The organism is Pseudomonas sp. GW823-FHT02C05 (assembly GCF_058797595.1).
On sequence record NZ_JBXAJU010000002.1, the window covers coordinates 611,205 to 627,484 of the forward strand.

18 protein-coding genes are annotated in these 16,280 nt (G+C 63.5%); 5 read left to right on the top strand and 13 right to left on the bottom strand.

What is annotated here, in order from left to right; all coding sequences use genetic code 11:
• Positions 1-82 precede the first annotated feature (82 nt).
• Positions 83-1,339 (top strand): OmpA family protein, encoded by a 1,257-nt coding sequence (locus AC1RGE_RS13805; protein WP_011059624.1) that lies wholly within the window; start codon positions 83-85, stop codon positions 1,337-1,339.
• 23 nt (positions 1,340-1,362) lie between these two features.
• Entirely contained in the window at positions 1,363-2,010 is a 648-nt protein-coding gene (gene pdxH, locus AC1RGE_RS13810; protein WP_011059625.1) for a pyridoxamine 5'-phosphate oxidase, read from the top strand.
• Between the two features lie 12 nt (positions 2,011-2,022).
• Here pdxH and AC1RGE_RS13815 read toward each other — a convergent pair whose 3' ends face one another.
• Positions 2,023-2,259 carry a hypothetical protein gene (locus AC1RGE_RS13815; RefSeq protein WP_011059626.1) on the bottom strand — a complete coding sequence of 79 codons (237 nt, stop codon included), beginning with the start codon at positions 2,257-2,259 and terminating at the stop codon, positions 2,023-2,025.
• 174 nt (positions 2,260-2,433) lie between these two features.
• Between AC1RGE_RS13815 and AC1RGE_RS13820 the strand changes: the two genes are divergently transcribed.
• Positions 2,434-2,898 (top strand): outer membrane lipoprotein, encoded by a 465-nt coding sequence (locus AC1RGE_RS13820; protein ID WP_011059627.1) that lies wholly within the window; start codon positions 2,434-2,436, stop codon positions 2,896-2,898.
• A gap of 79 nt (positions 2,899-2,977) precedes the next feature.
• Here AC1RGE_RS13820 and nhaA read toward each other — a convergent pair whose 3' ends face one another.
• Positions 2,978-4,165: a Na+/H+ antiporter NhaA gene (gene nhaA / locus AC1RGE_RS13825; protein WP_011059628.1), complete on the bottom strand. Its 1,188-nt coding sequence runs from the start codon at positions 4,163-4,165 to the stop codon at positions 2,978-2,980.
• Positions 4,166-4,486: 321 nt separating this feature from the next.
• On the opposite strand from nhaA, the gene AC1RGE_RS13830 reads away from it, so the two are divergent.
• Complete coding sequence (locus AC1RGE_RS13830) at positions 4,487-5,581, top strand: PLP-dependent cysteine synthase family protein (protein WP_011059629.1); 1,095 nt, start codon at positions 4,487-4,489, stop codon at positions 5,579-5,581.
• Between the two features lie 132 nt (positions 5,582-5,713).
• On the opposite strand, the gene AC1RGE_RS13835 is transcribed toward AC1RGE_RS13830, so the two are convergent.
• From AC1RGE_RS13835 to AC1RGE_RS13845, 3 genes are all read right to left on the bottom strand, one after another.
• A complete protein-coding gene (locus tag AC1RGE_RS13835) occupies positions 5,714-7,327 on the bottom strand; it encodes an NAD(P)/FAD-dependent oxidoreductase (RefSeq protein ID WP_492584477.1) in 1,614 nt (537 codons plus the stop codon).
• 113 nt (positions 7,328-7,440) lie between these two features.
• On the bottom strand, positions 7,441-8,118 hold the full coding sequence (locus AC1RGE_RS13840; protein ID WP_041120567.1) for a COG3650 family protein: 678 nt from the start codon (positions 8,116-8,118) through the stop codon (positions 7,441-7,443).
• 201 nt (positions 8,119-8,319) lie between these two features.
• The gene (locus AC1RGE_RS13845) at positions 8,320-8,919 is read right to left on the bottom strand and encodes a short chain dehydrogenase (RefSeq protein ID WP_492584479.1); all 600 of its coding nucleotides are present in this window, start codon (positions 8,917-8,919) and stop codon (positions 8,320-8,322) included.
• A gap of 104 nt (positions 8,920-9,023) precedes the next feature.
• Between AC1RGE_RS13845 and AC1RGE_RS13850 the strand changes: the two genes are divergently transcribed.
• Positions 9,024-9,932, top strand: coding sequence for a LysR family transcriptional regulator (locus tag AC1RGE_RS13850; protein ID WP_492584481.1), 909 nt, complete (start codon positions 9,024-9,026; stop codon positions 9,930-9,932).
• Between the two features lie 43 nt (positions 9,933-9,975).
• On the opposite strand, the gene AC1RGE_RS13855 is transcribed toward AC1RGE_RS13850, so the two are convergent.
• The 8 genes from AC1RGE_RS13855 to livH form a co-directional block, all read right to left on the bottom strand.
• Positions 9,976-10,485 (bottom strand): DoxX family protein, encoded by a 510-nt coding sequence (locus tag AC1RGE_RS13855; protein ID WP_492584483.1) that lies wholly within the window; start codon positions 10,483-10,485, stop codon positions 9,976-9,978.
• A gap of 2 nt (positions 10,486-10,487) precedes the next feature.
• Positions 10,488-11,258, bottom strand: coding sequence for an HvfC/BufC N-terminal domain-containing protein (locus AC1RGE_RS13860; protein WP_011059635.1), 771 nt, complete (start codon positions 11,256-11,258; stop codon positions 10,488-10,490).
• Positions 11,255-12,145 carry an MNIO family bufferin maturase gene (bufB, locus tag AC1RGE_RS13865; RefSeq protein WP_011059636.1) on the bottom strand — a complete coding sequence of 297 codons (891 nt, stop codon included), beginning with the start codon at positions 12,143-12,145 and terminating at the stop codon, positions 11,255-11,257. Before bufB ends, AC1RGE_RS13860 begins: the two co-directional genes overlap by 4 nt.
• 25 nt (positions 12,146-12,170) lie before the next feature.
• On the bottom strand, positions 12,171-12,473 hold the full coding sequence (locus tag AC1RGE_RS13870) for a BufA1 family periplasmic bufferin-type metallophore (RefSeq protein ID WP_011059637.1): 303 nt from the start codon (positions 12,471-12,473) through the stop codon (positions 12,171-12,173).
• A gap of 152 nt (positions 12,474-12,625) precedes the next feature.
• The gene (locus AC1RGE_RS13875; protein WP_015634412.1) at positions 12,626-13,327 is read right to left on the bottom strand and encodes an ABC transporter ATP-binding protein; all 702 of its coding nucleotides are present in this window, start codon (positions 13,325-13,327) and stop codon (positions 12,626-12,628) included.
• Positions 13,328-14,095, bottom strand: a complete 768-nt coding sequence (gene livG / locus AC1RGE_RS13880) for a high-affinity branched-chain amino acid ABC transporter ATP-binding protein LivG (RefSeq protein ID WP_011059639.1) — start codon at positions 14,093-14,095, stop codon at positions 13,328-13,330.
• On the bottom strand, positions 14,092-15,348 hold the full coding sequence (locus AC1RGE_RS13885) for a high-affinity branched-chain amino acid ABC transporter permease LivM (RefSeq protein ID WP_011059640.1): 1,257 nt from the start codon (positions 15,346-15,348) through the stop codon (positions 14,092-14,094). The genes livG and AC1RGE_RS13885 overlap by 4 nt, the downstream gene beginning before the upstream one ends.
• Positions 15,345-16,268, bottom strand: coding sequence for a high-affinity branched-chain amino acid ABC transporter permease LivH (gene livH / locus AC1RGE_RS13890; protein ID WP_011059641.1), 924 nt, complete (start codon positions 16,266-16,268; stop codon positions 15,345-15,347). Before livH ends, AC1RGE_RS13885 begins: the two co-directional genes overlap by 4 nt.
• Positions 16,269-16,280 lie beyond the last annotated feature (12 nt).

The window sequence follows — 16,280 nt, forward strand, 5'->3', positions numbered from 1 at the left end:
CCCTGTGGCTTTTATAATTTCCAAGCGTCTGTTTGTAACGGTTGTTTAGACCGAATTTTTTATCTCATTTTGTGGATATCCCATGTCGTCGAACAAGTCTCTAGCCTTGGCCATCTGCCTGACCGTCACCGGTTGCGCGCAAACCCCACAAAATGAAGCGGATGGCGGCCACTGGTGGTCATTCGGCTCCGATAAGGCCAGCAGCAAGGAAACCCCAGCTGCGCCTGAAAAACCGGTTGCCACCACTGAAGCCGCACCTGCCGCTTCTGCAAGCAAGCCTGCGGTAGTGGCCAAGGCCGCTGCACCGGCCCCTGCTGCCAAGAACACAGCCGCCGGCAAGCACCCGGCCCCTGCCGCCAAGGCCGCTGCTGGCGCCAAGCCGGCGCCTGTCGCTGCTGCCGAGCCCGCTCCAGCTCCAGCTCCAGCGCCGGTCGTTGCCGCAGCCCCTGCCGCTCCTGCCGCCAAGGCCGAGAGCAGCAAGTGGTGGTGGCCGTTCTCCTCCAAGGATTCTTCCGACAAGCCAGTGGCCGAAGCGAAGAAGGCCGAGCCTGCCCCAGCGCCGGCAGTGACAGCGGCAGCCGACTCCGAAACCCACTGGTGGTGGCCGTTCCCCAAGAGCCAGCCCAAGCCTTTGAGCAAGGTCAATGTAGCGGACATCCCGATGCCCGACCCGAAAATCACCCAGGCCTGGCTGGACGACTACGAGCCACGCCTGCGCGAAGCGGTGAAGGACAGCAAGCTGCAGATCGAGCGTCGTGAAAACGTGCTGGTGGTCACTGCGCTGGTAGATGCCTCGTTCAACCCGGATCGTCCAGCCATGCTGCTGCCGGTCACCCTGGGTCCGTTCACCCGCGTCGCCAAGGCGGTGGAAGGTGATCCGAAGACTGCCGTACTGATTCTCGGTCATGCCGACGCCACCGGCCCGACCCTGGCCAACCAGAAGCTGAGCCGTGATCGTGCCCAGTCCGTAGCGGCAATCTTCAGCCTCAGCGGCCTGAAGCAGGACCGCCTGATGCTGCGTGGCATGGGTTCGGTGATGCCGCGTGCCGCCAACGACAGCCCCCAGGGTCGCTCGCTGAACCGTCGGGTGGAAATCATGCTGACCCAGCGCAGCACCATGCTGGGCCTGCTGAGCAAGTACAACCAGCCGACGCCTTCCGAGACTGAAATGGTTGCCGTACAGGATGCCGTGCCTCCAGTACCCGCGGCTTCCGCCAAGAAAGCGGCGCCTGCGAAGAAGGCTACCGTGGCCAAGAAGCCGGCAGCCAAGAAGGCTCCGGTGAAGAAGGCCGCCGCCTCTTCGAAGACCGCAACGGCTACCGCCCAGGCTAAAAACTGATTTTCAAGGATAAGGAAGCAGGCATGACTCAGTCCCTGGCTGATATGCGCCGCGACTACACTCGCGACGGCTTGTCCGAGGCACAGGCCCCGGCTGAACCTTTTGCGCTGTTCCACCAGTGGTTTGCCGATGCGGTGAAAACCGAGCAACCGCCGGTGGAAGCCAATGCCATGACCGTGGCGACCGTCGATACCGATGGTCGCCCTCACTGCCGCATCCTGTTGCTCAAGGGCCTGGATGAGCAGGGCTTCACCTTCTTCACCAACTACGAGAGCGCCAAGGGCCAGCAGCTGGCTGCACGGCCCTTCGCCGCCATGACGTTCTTCTGGCCGACCCTGGAGCGTCAGGTGCGGATTGAAGGGCGGGTGGTCAAGGTCACTCCACAGGAGTCCGATGCCTATTATCAGGTGCGTCCCCTGGGCAGCCGGCTGGGAGCCTGGGCTTCACCGCAGAGCCGGGTGATCGCCGATCGTGACGAACTGCAAGAGTTGCTCAAGGCCACTGAGGCTCGCTTCAGCGATAGCCAGCCCGATTGCCCGGAACACTGGGGTGGTTATCGCCTGCTGCCGGAGCGCATCGAGTTCTGGCAGGGGCGCCCCAGCCGACTGCATGACCGTTTGAACTATCGCCTGCAAGGCCAGGAGTGGGTCCGCGAACGTCTGGCTCCTTGATCGGATTGCAGGTCACTCGCCGGGGTAGCCGGCCGCAGCGGTTTCCAGCCATTGCGGCAGGTCCCGGCGTTTTACTTTCTGGCGCTGGGCCTCGGCCAGTTGCTCCAGCATGAATTGCTTCTTCTGGGCATCGGTTCCGGCCAGGGAGAGGGCCAGGTCCCGATCGGTCCAACGCTTGATGCGTACATACAGCCACCAGTGGAAATACAAGCCTGCAGCGGTGGTCGCGATGATGATGAAGTAGTCCATGGAAAATCCTTTGTTCGGTGGCGCTATGCAGTGAGCTGGAGCTACCGTAATGAGAAAGCCTGGCGTTTACGCAGCCTGTACTTTGGCTGAATGAAAGCAATTTTATCCGGGCGACGCCGTGACAGGCGTCAAGCTGCGGAGTCTAATGATTATCTGTCCTTTGGAGTTGATCCTATGCGTAAGTCTGTTTTGCTGGTTGCATCCTTCACCACGATGGCAATGTTGCTCGGTGGCTGTGCCTCCAACCTGACCGGTGACTCCTATTCCCGTGATGAAGCGCGTCGTGTGCAAACCGTGCGCATGGGCACCATCGAATCCCTGCGTCCGGTGAAAATCGAAGGCACCAAGACCCCGATCGGCGGCGCTGCAGGTGCTGTGATCGGCGGCGTTGGCGGCAGCGCCATCGGCGGCGGCCGTGGCAGCATCGTCACCGCAGTCATCGGTGCAGTAGCCGGCGGCCTGCTGGGCTCGGCCACTGAAGAAGGCCTGACCCGTACCCAGGGCGTTGAAATCACCGTGCGTGAAGACGACGGCAGCATGCGTGCCTATGTGCAGCAGGTTCAGGAAAACGAAGTGTTCCGCGTGGGCGACCGCGTGCGCATCATGACGGTCAACGGTACCAGCCGCGTTACCCGCTGACCCTCCCTGCTACAAAACAAAACCCCGGCCAGGCAACTGGTCGGGGTTTTGTGTTTTCAGCCTGGCCAAGCGCTGCGGATCAGGACGCCAGGGTGTTGTTTCTGCGGCTGGCAGCGGCGGTGACGGCGTAACCGATCAGGGCCGCAAACAGTGAACCGGTCAGGATGCCCATGCGGTCCATACCGGCGTATTCGCTGCTGCCGGGCTCGAAGGCCAGGGAGCCGACGAACAGGCTCATGGTGAAGCCGATACCACACAGAATTGCCACGCCGAGCACCTGGCCCCAGTTGGCCCCGGACGGCAAGGCAGCGATACCGGTTTTCACTGCCATCCAGGTCAGGCCGAAGACGCCGATGGTCTTGCCCAGCAGCAGGCCGACCGCGATCCCCATGGGAACATGGTGGGTGAAGCTCTCGAGGGTCACGCCGCTCAGCGACAGCCCGGCATTGGCGAAGGCGAACAGCGGCAGGATGCCGAACGATACCCAGGGATGCAGGGCGTGTTCCAGCGCCTTGAGCGGCGAGGGTTCGGCGTTGCGGGTGCGCAAGGGTATGCAGAAGGCCAGGGTCACGCCGGCCAGGGTCGCGTGGACCCCGCTCTTGAGCACGCAGACCCAGAGGATCAGGCCGATGATCATGTAGGGTCCGAGCTTGACCACGCCCATCCGGTTCATCGCTACCAGGGCGGCGATGCAGGCGCCAGCCAGCATCAGCGACAGGGTCGACAGCGTGCCGGAGTAGAAGATCGCGATGATCACGATCGCTCCCAGGTCATCGATGATCGCCAGGGTCATCAGGAACAGTTTCAGCGAGGTCGGCACCCGCTTGCCCAGCAAGGCCAGCACCCCGAGGGCGAAGGCGATGTCGGTGGCGGTGGGAATCGCCCAGCCATTGAGGGCGGGCGGGTTGTCACGGTTGAGGAACCAGTAGATCAGCGCCGGCACCAGCATGCCGCCGATGGCCGCTGCGCCGGGCAGGACGATCTGCGACGGCTTGGCCAACTGCCCCTCCAGCACTTCGCGCTTGACCTCCAGGCCTATCAGCAGGAAGAACAGTGCCATCAGGCCATCGTTGATCCACAGCAGCAGCGGCTTGGCGATCTTCAGGGCGCCAACCTGGGCCACCACCGGGGTTTCCAGCAGGCCGTTGTACAGCCAGGACAGGGGGGAGTTGTTGATAATCAGGGCCAGGATGGCAGCGGCGATCAATAACAGACCGCTGGCAGCTTCCATGGCAAAGAAACGAGTGAAAGTGCTACGCAGAGGCAAGGTCGCTCTCCATCTAAAAACTAAAAAGGTGGCACACCCTAACCCGTACAGTTAGTTGTTAAAACAAAAGTTATATTCTTTTTTGTTATATGCAGAAGGCAAGCGGGCTGCTGAAAAATCCCCCTTGCAGTTGTGTTTCAAATTGCTTCATAGCTGTACCTGTAAGGGGGGCAGGATATTTCCTAACATGTCCGTCCGCAGCGGCTGACGGGGCATTTTTTCCAGGAAAAGGCGCCTGCCCGTCGCGAGCCTGGATCACCTATGCTGGGTGCATTTCATCTTCTTGCGCCGGTACGGCGTGCGATCCAACGAGAATAGAGCATGAGCGACAATCGCCAGTGGGCCCGTGAGGCCATCCGTATCATCGAAGCCGACTTCCAGCGCAGCGCCGACACTCACCTGATCCCGCTGCCGTTACCGGGCCTGCCGGGCATCGAGCTGTATTTCAAGGATGAATCCAGCCATCCCACCGGCAGCCTCAAGCATCGCCTGGCCCGCTCGCTGTTCCTCTATGCCCTGTGCAATGGCTGGCTCAAGCCCGGCGCGCCGGTGATCGAGGCCTCCAGTGGCTCCACGGCGATCTCCGAAGCCTATTTCGCCCGGCTGCTGGGGCTGCCGTTCATTGCCGTGATGCCGGCGACCACTTCCCAGGAGAAAATTGCCCAGATCGCCTTCTATGGCGGCAAGAGCCACCTGGTGCAGGACCCGACGCAGATCTACGCCGAGTCCGAGCGCCTGGCCCGGGAGAGCGGCGGCCATTTCATGGACCAGTTCACCTATGCCGAGCGCGCCACCGACTGGCGGGCCAACAACAACATCGCCGAGTCGATATTCCAGCAGTTGCGTTTCGAGCGGTACCCGGAGCCCAGCTGGCTGATTTCCAGCCCGGGCACGGGTGGTACCACCGCGACCCTGGGGCGCTACGTGCGCTATCGCCAGCACTGCACTCGGGTGCTGTGTGCCGACGCCGAGCGCTCGGTGTTCTTCGACTATTACCAGAGTGGCGACGCCAGCCTGCGCCTGGACTGCGGTTCGCGGATCGAGGGCATCGGCCGGCCGCGGGTCGAGGCTTCGTTCCTGCCCAAGGTGATCGATGCCATGGTCAAGGTGCCGGATGCCCTGTCCCTGGCGGCCATGCATTATCTGGCCCAGCGCCTGGGTCGTCGGGTTGGCGGCTCCAGCGGCACCAACCTGATCGGTGCGCTGATGGCCGCGCAGCAGATGGTTGCGGCCGGCGAGTCGGGGTCGATCGTGGCGATTCTGTGTGATGGGGGCGAGCGCTATGCAACCACCTACTACGATGAGCAGTGGCTGGCAGAACAGGGTTATGAACTGACGGTGTTGATCGAGGCGGTAGCCGCCAGTGTCGAACGTGGTGAGGCGCTACCTGCCAGCGTATTGCGCGCCGGCATCTGAACTGGTCGTAGGCGCCGGCTTGCTGGCGAAGAGGCCCTTGAGCCTTGCGTTGTTCTGGACGACGCCTTCGCTGGCAAGCCAGCTCCTACGGTAGGCGGTAGGAGCCGGCTTGCCGGCGAAAGGGCCCGTCCCTCAGGCCTGGATGCCGAGAATGTCGCGGGCCACGGCTTCGGCAATGCGAATCCCGTCGACCCCGGCGGAGAGAATCCCACCGGCATAACCGGCACCTTCACCGGCCGGGTACAGCCCCTTCACATTCAAGCTCTGCATCGAGGCGTCGCGGGTAATGCGCAGCGGCGATGAGGTGCGGGTCTCGATACCGGTCAGCACCGCGTCATGCAGCGAATAGCCCTTGATCTGCCGTTCGAAGGCCGGCAGGGCTTCACGAATGGCCTCGATGGCAAAGTCCGGCAAGGCCAGGGCCAGGTCACCCAGGGTCACGCCGGGCTTGTAGGACGGCTCGACGCTGCCCAGGGCGGTGGTGGGCTTGCCGGCGATAAAGTCGCCCACCAGCTGCGCCGGGGCCTGGTAGTTACTGCCACCCAGGACAAAGGCGTGGGACTCCAGGCGCTCCTGCAACTCGATGCCTGCCAGCGGGCCGCCCGGGTAATCCACTTCCGGGGTGATGCCCACGACGATGCCGGAGTTGGCGTTGCGCTCGTTGCGCGAGTACTGGCTCATGCCATTGGTCACCACCCGGTTCGGCTCGGAGGTCGCCGCCACCACGGTACCGCCCGGGCACATGCAGAAGCTGTAGACCGAACGGCCGTTCTTGGCGTGGTGCACCAGCTTGTAGTCGGCGGCGCCGAGTTTCGGGTGGCCGGCGTACTTGCCCAGGCGCGCGCTGTCGATCAGCGATTGCGGGTGCTCGATACGAAAGCCCACCGAGAACGGCTTGGCTTCCATGTACACGCCGCGGCTATGGAGCATGCGGAAGGTGTCGCGGGCGCTGTGGCCCAGGGCCAGGATCACGTGCCGCGAATGCAGTTGTTCGCCGCTGGCCAGTTCCACACCTTGCAGTTGACCGTCTTCGATCAGCACGTCGGTAACCCGCTGCTCGAAGCGCACTTCACCGCCCAGGGCGATGATCTGCTGGCGCATGTTTTCCACCACGCCGGTGAGGCGGAAGGTGCCGATGTGCGGCTTGCTGACGTAGAGGATCTCGTCCGGCGCACCGGCCTTGACGAACTCGTGGAGCACCTTGCGGCCGTGGTGTTGCGGGTCCTTGATCTGGCTGTAGAGCTTGCCGTCGGAGAAGGTCCCGGCGCCGCCTTCGCCAAATTGCACGTTGGACTCGGGGTTGAGCACGCTCTTGCGCCACAGGCCCCAGGTGTCCTTAGTGCGCTGGCGCACTTCCTTGCCACGCTCGAGGACGATCGGCTTGAAGCCCATCTGCGCCAGCAAGAGGCCGGCGAAGATCCCGCAGGGGCCGAAGCCCACCACGATCGGTCGTTCGTTCAGGTCTGCCGGAGCCTGGCCCACCACCTTGTAGCTGACATCCGGCGCCGGGTTGACGTTACGGTCGTCGGCGAACTTGAGCAGCAGCGGCGCTTCGTCGCGCACGCTGAGGTCGATGGTGTAGATGAAGCACAGCTCGGAAGACTTCTTGCGCGCATCGTAGCTGCGCTTGAACAAGGTGAAATCGAGCAGCTCATCGCTGGCGATCCCCAGGCGCTGCACGATGGCGGCGCGCAGGTCTTCATCGGGATGGTCGATCGGCAACTTGAGTTCGGTGATTCGTAACATGACAGGATCCGGGGTAGGCGGTGCGCAACAGTGCGCCGGCTTGCTTTGCACAAACCGGCGATTATAAGCCGCAAACCACCTTGGCCGTGAGGCTAAAACCGCTGCTCGTCGAATCAGTCGTTGCGCGAGCCGCCGAAATAGCCGCAGCCGCGCTGCACCTGGCCGTCCACCCGCAGCTCTGCGCTCAGGTGCTGAACGCTGCCGGTGACGGGGTCGACGCAGCGTTGCGGGGCCACCCACAGCTCCACGCGCTGGTGATTGGCTTCACTGGTGAGGTTGAAACGGCCATCCCCCAGCTGTTCTTCCAGATAGGGCAGGGCCAGGGTCGGCTGGCCGGCGCGTTCGATCATCATGCCCTTGGCGCTGACATCGACGTTCCACGCCGGGTTCTTGCTACCGGCCCGCAGGATCAGGCGCTGGAAGTTCGGATCGCTGCACGCGCTGGCGGAGCGCTCAACGCGGTACAACTGGCGCAGGTCCAGCTGGCCGTCGCTGCTGGCACTGGCGGAGAACTTGCCCCGCAGGTCGGCAAACAGCTTGCCCTGCTTCTCGGCCAGGGTTGCCGCTTCCTGCAGCACACTGGTGTTGCCGCCATCGTTGACCACATAACGGCGGTCTTCGGTGCAGGGTTTGAACAGCAGCTTGCCATCGGCGGCACTGAGTTCACCCTGCATCCGGGTCAACCCGGCCATGGACGGCGCCTGGGGCTGTTGGTTGAACATCGGCAGCATCTGGCAGCCGGCAAACAGCGGCAACAGGGCGAAACAAAGCAGGGAACGGGCGGTGCGCATCATGGGGCCTCCAGGCGGAAGCCGACACGTTACGCAGCCGCCCCGTTCACCACAACCCCGGATTGAAGGGATTGGCCACTACTGGCGCCATCAACTCTAGGGGCCGGCTTGCCGGCGAATGGGCCCGCCGCCTTGCAGCACCCTGATCGATACCTTCGCTCGCAAGCGCAACGCCGCCCAGCCAAGCGCCTAGAGGAGCACTTACAGCACGTGAAAGGTCTGGCCGGTCTGCAGGCCTTCCACGCTCTTGGCGTAGGCCAGGGCCACATCGGCCCCAGGCACTGGCTTGAAGCCGCGGAAGTAGGGCCCGTAGCTGTCCATGGCTTCCACCAGCACTGTGGGGCTCACGGAGTTGATCCGCAGGCCGCGGGGCAGTTCGATGGCCGCGGCCCGCACAAAGCTGTCGATGGCGCCGTTGACCAGGGTCGCCGAGGCGCCGCTGCGGATCGGGTCGTGGCTGAGCACGCCGCTGGTGAAGGTGAAGGAGGCGCCGTCATTGGCGTACTCGCGGCCGATCAGCAGCAGGTTGACCTGACCCATCAGCTTGTCCGCCAGGCCCAGGCTGAAGTGCTCGGCGCTCATCTCTGCCAGCGGGGCGAAGGTCACGTTGCCGGCGGCGCAGATCAGGGCATCGAAAGGCCCGGTCTTTTCGAACAAGGCGCGGATTGACTGGACATCGCTGATATCCACCTGCAAATCGCCGCTGTTGCGACCGATACGCACGATTTCGTGGCGCTGCGCCAGTTCTCGGTCTACCGCTGAGCCAATGGTGCCGCTGGCCCCAATCAACAGAATCTTCATGGACTGTTCCTCGAATGAATGAGTGAGGTGTTCAGTCTAGAGTGGTTTTTTTCATGGATTAACGCGCTAATAGGCAACCTTTGGTTTTCAAATGGAAACAATCCATGAGCGAGATGGATGACCTGGCGGCATTTGCGGTGCTGGTGGAAGCCGGCAGCTTTACCCAGGCGGCCCAGCAACTGGGGTGCAGCAAGGGCCAGCTCTCCAAACGCATCAGCGCCCTGGAAGCCCGCTACGCCGTGGTACTGCTGCAACGCACCACCCGGCGCCTGGACCTCACGGCCGCCGGCGCGGCGTTGCTGCCCCAGGCCCAGGCCCTGGTAGCTCAGGTCGAGCGGGCCCACCAGGCCCTGGCTCGGCTCAAGGACGATATGGCCGGGCCGGTGCGCCTCACCGTCCCGGTCTCCCTGGGTGAAACCTTTTTCGACGGCCTGCTGCTGGAGTTCTCCCGGCACTATCCCCAGGTGCAGATCGAGCTGGACCTGAACAACAGCTACCGCGACCTGACCCGGGAGGGCTTCGACCTTGCCGTGCGTTCAGAGGTGGCCAACGACCAGCGCCTGGTGGCCCGGCCGCTGTTGGCCTGGCATGAAATGACCTGCGCCAGTCCGGCCTACCTTGAGCAATACGGCGAGCCGCGCACGCCTCAGGAACTGGCCGGGCATCGCTGCCTGCTCAACAGCCATTACAGCGCACGAGAAGAGTGGTTGTACCACCAGCGCCATGAACTGCTGCGGGTGCGGGTCAACGGTCCGTTTGCCAGCAACCACTACAACCTGCTGAAGAAGGCTGCCCTGGTGGGCGCCGGGATCGCCCGGCTGCCGTCGTATGTGCTGCACAGCGAACTGGCGGACGGCCGCCTGCGCTGGCTGCTGCGGGACTACCAGACCCGCAGCATGCCGATGTACCTGGTGCACCCTTATCAGGGCGGTCTGCCCAGGCGTACCCAGGTGCTGGCCGATTACCTGGTGGACTGGTTTCGTCGCAGCGGTGAGGCCCTGGATCGTTTGTAGATTTATGTCTGTGTGGACGCTATTGAAGGGCCTGCGGCAGCGGCTACAGGGGCGTGCGACGAAAATGCCGGGCCAGCAGGTGGTCGAGGGACAACACGCCCGGGCCGCGGGCCATCAACAACAGGAAGATCGCCGCCCAGGTGCCGTGGGTCGGGTAGGCGTCCGGGTAGACGAAGAGTTGGATGGTCAGGGTCATTCCCAGTAGCGCCAGGGCGGAAAAGCGCGTGGCCAGGCCCAGCAGGATCAGCATCGGGAAAAAATGCTCGGCAAAGGCCGCCAGGTGCGCCGCCACTTCCGGCGTCAACAGGGGCACGTGGTACTCGCTCTTGAACAGGGGGATGGTCGAGTCCGCCAGGCGCGGCCAGCCCAGTTGGAAGGTGCCATCGACCAGGTCGATGGCCAGCCCCTCGACCTTGGTCTGTCCGGATTTCCAGAACACCGCGGCGATGGAAAAACGCGCGATACAGGCGATCAGGCTGTAGGGAATGCGTTCAAACCCTTGGATGATCCGATTCACCAGTCCGGCAATGGGTGTTTCTGTCTGGGTGTTCATGGTCAGGCCTTCTTCTGGGGTTGCAGGTCGATAAGAGCGCCGTGGCCGAGCAGCAGGCCCAGGCACTGGCCCAGGTCGAAGTCGGCCTGGGCGTCCAGGGCATGGGCCGCGGCGATTTCCAGCGGCCAGTGGTTGCGTAGGGCTTCAATGAAGGTCATGGCGCCGGTATCCACGGCGATCACCTCGACCTCCAGGGCGTTGCGCAGCACCAGGGCGTTCTGCCCCTGCTGCAGGTCGAAAGCCGGCCAGGGCTGATCGCTCTGGTGCGCCGCCCACAGGCTCACTACGGCGTAGCCGGAGTGCAGGGTGCGCAGTGACGGATGCAGGAGCAGTTGCGCCTGGCCGAGGCGGTCGGGCTGGTTCATCGCCGCCAGTAGCCGTGACGGCTCCAGGGGGCGGGCGTCGGCGGCGTGGTAGGCCTCGACCCGCAGCCGTTCAAGGCGGGCCATGTCGGCCAGGTAGGGCAGGCCGGCGGCCGGCCCGAAGCCCTGGATAAAGTCGCCCAGGTCCCGGCCATAGTCGTTGAGCAGAGGGCTGGCGGGGGCGAAGTCCCGGATGTAGAGCGCGGCCATGGCGTTGAAAAACTCGCGACCAACCAATTGCATGACGACCGGGTATGACTCGGCCAGGGCGTTGCTCAACGAGGCCTGCACATTGTTGCGATAGACCGCGAAGCGGCTGGCCGGATCGGCGCCGTTGCTGCTGGACAGCCCCTGTGGGCAGCCCGGTTCGGCGCTCAGCAGGGCCCTGGCGAATTCCCCCTGGCCGCTCATGGCTGCACCTGGGCGCCGAGCAACAACGCTTCTGCCTGGCAGGCCTCGGCCATCAGGGTGGCAAAGGCCGGCAGGTGGTTGTCACGCTCGATCAGGGTGGCCATCGGGCCGATGAGCCCCAGCACCTCCTGGTACAGGGCCCAGACCGCAGCGTCGACCGGGGCGCCGTGATCGTCGATCAACAGCCGGTCACCGAGGCTGTCCCGGTCTTCGGCAAAGCCCGCCAGGTGGATTTCCCCCACCGCCTGCAGCGGCAGTGCTTGCAGGTAGGCCAGGGGATCGCGCTGGTGATTGATGCACGACACATAGAGGTTGTTGACGTCCAGCAGCAGGCCGCAGCCGCTGCGCTGGACCACTTCGCGGATGAAGTCGGTCTCGTCCAGGGTCGAGCGTTGGAATTGCAGGTAGGTGGCCGGATTTTCCAGCAGCATGGTTCGTCCCAGATGGTTCTGCACCTGGTCGATGTGCTCGCAGACCCGGCGCAAGGTGGGCCCGTCGTAGGCCAGGGGCAGCAGGTCGTTGAGGAACACCGGGCCGTGGCTGGACCAGGCCAGGTGTTCGGAAAAGGACTGGGGCTGATAGCGTTCGATCAAGCCGGCCAGCCGCTCCAGGTGAGCCAGGTCCAGGGGGCCTTCGCCACCGATGGACAGGCCGACACCGTGCAGCGACAGCGGGTAGCGTTCGCAGATCAGGCCCAGGTAATGGTGGAAAGGGCCGCCCGCCACCATGTAGTTCTCCGCATGCACCTCGAAGAAACCGATGTCGGGCTGCTCTTCCAGCACGTGTTTGAAATGCTCGGTCTTGAGCCCCAGCCCGGCGCGGGGCGGCAGGCTGGAGGCGCGCGCCTGAATGTCGTGGCCAGGGTGGTGCAGCGGGGCGGTGTTCATCGTCGACACTCAGGCAGGCGCAGGATCAGGACTTGGCTTTGAAGGCTTCGAGCTGGCCGAAACCGGTAGGCGAGGTACTGCTGGCGGTTTTCTCGCAGCTGCCCTTGGGTACCAGCTTCCAGGCGTTGGCCTGGTCGTTGACCTTGGAGGTCCCGGCGCAGGTGGTGCCGGCGCCCGCGGCGCAATCGTTCTTGCCCTTCATGGCCACGCCGAAGCACTTTTCCATGTCGTCCGCGGCATGGGCGGTGGTGGGCAGGGCGGCGACGCTGAGGGCAGAGCCCAGGGCCAGGACCAGGGCAGTGGCGGACAGGGTACGAGTGTTGCTCATGATGTTTCTCCAGTGCGGTTGGGGTAAGGAAGCATCTGTGCTTGCTTACCCCTCTAGAGAAGGCTCATGGGGATTTGTTACAGCCCGGGGCAGTTTTTTATCCCGGAATAAAAAAAACGGCCCCGAAGGGCCGTTTTCAGTGACGCAGGTGCTTAGCCGCCCAGGTAGGCTTCACGCACCTTCGGATCGGTCAGCAGCGATTCACCGGTGCCTTGCATCACCACCCGGCCGTTTTCCAGCACATAGGCACGGTCGGCGATCTTCAGCGCCTGGTTGGCGTTCTGCTCCACCAGGAACACCGTCACGCCGTCGCGGCGCAGCTGTTCGATGATGTCGAAGATCTGCTGGATGATGATCGGCGCCAGGCCCAGGGACGGTTCGTCCAGGAGCAGCAGCTTGGGCTTGCTCATCAGCGCACGGCCGATGGCGAGCATCTGCTGTTCACCGCCGGACATGGTGCCGCCGCGCTGGGTGAAGCGCTCCTTGAGCCGCGGGAACAGCTCCAGGACTTTGTCCATCTGCTCCTGGTAGTCGCCCTTGTCGGTGAAGAAGCCGCCCATGGCGAGGTTCTCTTCCACGGTCAGGCGGGCGAATACCCGGCGGCCTTCCGGCACCACGGCAATGCTCTTGCGCATGATCTGCGCCGAGCTTTGCCCCACCAGTTCTTCACCCAGGTAACGGATGCTGCCGCTGTGGGCCTGGGGCGAGCCGCAGAGGGTCATCAGCAGGGTGGACTTGCCGGCACCGTTGGCGCCGATCAGGGTGACGATCTCGCCCTGGCGGATCTCGACGTTGACGCTGTGCAACGCCTGGATCTTGCCGTAGAAGGTGGAAACGTTTTCGAACTGCAGCATTTACGCTTCCCCCAGGTAGGCTTTGATCACTTCGGGATTGTCGCGGATCTGTTCCGGCGTGCCGTCGGCCAGGGGCGTGCCCTGGTTGATCACCACGATATGGTCGGAAATGCTCATGACCAGCTTCATGTCGTGTTCGATCAGCAGCACGGTGACGTTGTGCTCTTCGCGCAGCACGCTGATCAGCGCTTTGAGGTCCTCGGTTTCCTTGGGGTTGAGGCCGGCGGCTGGCTCGTCGAGCATGAGGATCCGCGGGCGGGTCATCATGCAGCGGGCGATTTCCAGGCGCCGTTGCTGGCCGTAGGCCAGGGTGCCGGCGGGGCGGTTGGCAAACTCCCGCAGGTTGACCTTGTCCAGCCAGTAGCCGGCGTACTCCATGGCCTCGCGCTCGCTCTTGCGAAACGCCGGGGTCTTGAACAGCCCGGAGAGGAAGTTGGTGTTCAGGTGCCGGTGCTGGGCGATCAACAGGTTCTCGACCGCGGTCATGTCCTTGAACAGCCGCACGTTCTGGAAGGTACGCACCACGCCCTTGCGGGCGATCTTGTGGCCCGGCAGGCCTTCGATCGGCTCGCCGTCCAGGAGGATGCTGCCGGCGCTGGGCTGGTAGAAACCGGTCAGGCAGTTGAACACCGTGGTCTTGCCGGCACCGTTCGGGCCGATCAATGCCACCACTTGTTTTTCCTTGACGGTCAGGGCCACGCCGTTGACCGCCAGCAGGCCGCCGAAGCGCATCGACAGGCCGGTTACTTTGAGGATCTCACGGCTCATTTGCGCAGCTCCATGTGAGGACGTTGCATGGGCAGCAGACCTTGAGGACGCCAGATCATCATCAGCACCATCATGGCGCCGAACATCAACATCCGGTATTCGCTGAATTCACGCATCATTTCAGGCAAGAGGATCATCACGATCGCCGCCAGGATCACACCCAGCTGCGAGCCCATGCCACCCAGCACGACGATGGCGAGGATGATCGCCGACTCGATGAAGGTGAAGGATTCCGGGGTCACTAGGCCTTGGCGCGCGGCGAAGAAGCTGCCGGCGAAACCGGCGAACGCGGCGCCCAGGGTAAAGGCCGAGAGCTTGATCACGGTGGGGTTCAGGCCCAGGGCACGGCAGGCGATCTCGTCTTCACGCAAGGCTTCCCAGGCACGGCCGATGGGCATGCGCAGCAGGCGATTGATGACGAACAGCGCCGCCAGTGCCAGCAGCAGGGCCACCAGGTAGAGGAAGATCACCTTGTTGATCGAGTTGTACTGCAGGCCGAAGAACTCGTGGAAGGTCTGCATGCCTTCTGCTGCCTTGCGCTCGAAGGTCAGGCCGAAGAAGGTCGGCTTCTCGATGTTGCTGATGCCGTTGGGGCCGCCGGTGAGATCGGTCATGTTGCGCAGCAGCAGACGGATGATCTCGCCAAAGCCCAGGGTCACGATTGCCAGGTAGTCACCCCGCAGGCGCAGCACCGGGAAGCCCAGCAGGAAGCCGAAAGTGGCCGCCATCAGGCCGGCGATCGGCAGGCAGATCCAGAAGCTCAGGCCGAAGTAGTGCGACAGCAGCGCATAGCTGTAGGCGCCGACGGCGTAGAAACCCACGTAACCCAGGTCCAGCAGGCCGGCCAGGCCGACCACGATGTTCAGGCCCAGGCCCAGCATCACGTAGATCAGGATCAGCGTGGCAATGTCCACCGCCCCGCGGGAGCCGAAGAACGGCCAGACCAGGGCGCCAAGGATCAACGCCAGGATGATCCAGCGCTGGGTGCTGGGCAGGGTCAGGAAGTTGCTGGCCTTGGCCGGGATCAACGGCATGCTGGGAGAGGACTTCCAGGCGGCGCTGATCTGGCTATGGAACAGCACCCGCAGGAACATCAGCACCGAGCACACCGCGATGGTGGCAAGAATGGTCGGGCTGGTGTTGTGGACTTCCAGGTTGATGCCGACGATGGTCAGTTTCAGGCCCAGCACCGGGTAGGCGACAGCCCAGACCAACAAGGCGCTGAACAGCGCCGATTTAAGATTCCTAGTCATACTTTCTCAACCTCCGGACGGCCCAGAATGCCGGTCGGACGGAACAACAGCACCAGAACCAACAGGCCGAACGCCACGACGTCCTTGTACTGGTCGCCGAACACGTCGGCACCAAAGGCTTCGGCCACCCCCAGCACCAGCCCGCCGAGCATCGCGCCCGGAATGCTGCCGATGCCGCCCAAGACCGCTGCGGTGAAGGCCTTGAGGCCCACCAGGAAACCGGCGTTGGGGTTGATCACACCGTATTGCATGCTCAGCAGCACGGCGGCGATGGCCGCCAGCGCGGCGCCGATCACGAAGGTCAGGGCGATGATGTTGTTGGTATTGATCCCCAGGAGGTTGGCCATCTTGATGTCCTCGGCACAGGCGCGGCAGGCGCGACCCAGGCGAGAACGGGAGATGAACAGCGTCAGGCCGAGCATGGCGATGAGGGTCACCACGAATACCACGATCTGCATGTAGGAAATCAGCACTTCATGTGCGCCGCCTGGCCCGATGGAGAAGTTGCCCGGGATCAGGTTGGGAATGGATTTGTCCTTGGAGTCCTGCGCCAGCAGAACGGTGTTCTGCAGGAAGATCGACATGCCGATGGCGGAGATCAGCGGGATCAGGCGGTTACTACCCCGCAAGGGGCGGTAGGCGATCCGTTCGATGCTGTAGCCGTAGGCACTGGTGACGACGATGCTCGCGATGAAGGCTGCGGTCATCAAGAGCGGGACGCTGTCGAGTCCCATCATGGCCAGCCCGGCAATGGCGATGAACGCCACGTAGGAACCGATCATGTACACCTCGCCGTGGGCGAAGTTGATCATTCCAATGATGCCGTAAACCATCGTATAGCCGATGGCGATCAGGGCATACGTGCTGCCAACGGTGAGACCGTTAACCAGCTGTTGGAAAAAGTGATAGATGTCAGGCATTACAACGCTCCT